Annotated in this window: 1 protein-coding gene; it reads left to right on the plus strand. The window is 66.8% G+C overall.

Annotation, left to right across the window (positions count from 1 at the left end):
* Positions 1 to 16: 16 nt before the first annotated feature.
* Complete coding sequence (locus EET03_RS25480; RefSeq protein ID WP_075542783.1) at positions 17 to 1,231, plus strand: IS110 family RNA-guided transposase; 1,215 nt, start codon at positions 17 to 19, stop codon at positions 1,229 to 1,231.
* The last annotated feature ends 462 nt before the right edge of the window (positions 1,232 to 1,693 follow it).

Consider the following 1,693-nt stretch of genomic DNA (forward strand, 5'->3'; position numbering starts at 1 on the left):
CCCCGGAGGTGTTGTTATGTCTGTGCATCTTGCCCCAGTCACGTTGTCCACGATCGTCGTTGCCGTCGATGTCGGCAAGACCTCGGCGGTGCTCTCGGCGACCGATAGCGCCCGTCATCGTGTGTTCGGTCCGGTCGAGTTCGCGATGACTCGTTCGGGCCTGGTCGGGGTTGTGCATCGGGTAGGCGCGGTGATCGGACCGTGTGCGCAGGTCAAAGTGGGTATCGAAGCGGCGGGGCATTACCACCGCCCGGTACTGGACTATCGGTGGCCGCCCGGGTGGGAGGTTTTGGAGTTCAATCCTGCGCACGTGGCTGAGCAACGCCGGGTGGCGGGCCGGCGGCGCGTTAAGACCGATGCGATTGACTTAGAGGCGATCACCGAGCTGGTGTTGGCCGGGCGGGGCCGCTTGATCACCGACCGCGAGGTGCTCATCGGTGAGCTGGCGGCGTGGGCGACGCATCGATCGCGGCGGGTGTCTACGCGCACGGCGACGAAGAATCAGCTGCTGGGTCAACTCGACCGCGCGTTTCCGGGGTTGACGCGGGCGTTGCCCGATGTATTGGGCACCAAGATCGGTCGGCTGGTCGCCGCGGAGTTCGCCGACCCGGCCCGGTTGTCGGCACTGGGTGTGAGCCGGCTGATCCGGTTCGCCGCGGTCCGTGATATCCAGCTGCGCCGACCGGTGGCTGAGCGTCTGGTGACCGCAGCTCGAGACGCGTTGCCGACTCGCGACGCCGTGGTGGCCCGGCGGGTGTTGGCCACCGACGTGGGGCTGCTGGCCGACCTGGACACCCAAATCGCTGCTGCCGAAGACGAGCTGGCCACGTTGGTCCCATTGAGTCCGTTCGCAACGTTGACCTCGGTCCCTGGCTGGGGTGTGGTCCGGGTGTCCAATTATGCTGCCGCCCTGGGTGATCCGTACCGGTGGCCAGGACCCCGGCAGATCTACCGGGCCTCGGGACTTTCACCCATGCAATACGAATCGGCCGGCAAACGACGGGACGGAAAGATCAGCCGCGAGGGCAGTGTGGCGCTGCGCCGCGCCCTGATCGACCTCGGTATCGGTCTGTGGCTGACCGAACCTGCCGCCAAAGCCTATGCCGGCGAACTGAAATCGCGCGGCAAGCACGGCGGCATCATCGGCTGCGCGCTGGCGCATCGCGCCACCCGGATCGCTTATGCGCTGGTCCGCGATCAGGCCGGTTACGACCCGTCCCGCTGGAGTTGACACCGGTTTGGGATTTCCTCGGTCCTGGCCGTCGGCGCCGGAGACGCAGGAGCCGTCCACGTGCAGCGCCCGCAGCGCAGCGAGGACGAACGACGTGGACAGCGACGAGCACCGGCGCATCCTCGCCCGGACGAAGGAAACCACCCCTCGACCCGACGGGAGAACAACACCACCGACGACAGCCCCTTCACAACTGCGGCCGGTAGTGCCAGGCTGAAAGGTACGACGAAGGGCCCGGATCAGATGCCGTAACCGCTATGGCGGACCCTCGCGGGTTACGCCGACGCTAGCTTGGCACCCGGCCCTTCGCCTTCACAGCAGCCCGAACGACGCCAGATGACCCACCAACCGTGTGAGGTCGCATAAGTCAGCGTGGGCGCTCGGCACTCCTCACAGCACACCGCGCACTCCGGCCAGGTCTTCTAACGCCAGCAACCACCGGCGACAATGCCCCACGCACCA

The sequence above is a fragment of the Mycobacterium innocens genome, assembly GCF_900566055.1.
Lineage (GTDB): Bacteria > Actinomycetota > Actinomycetes > Mycobacteriales > Mycobacteriaceae > Mycobacterium > Mycobacterium innocens.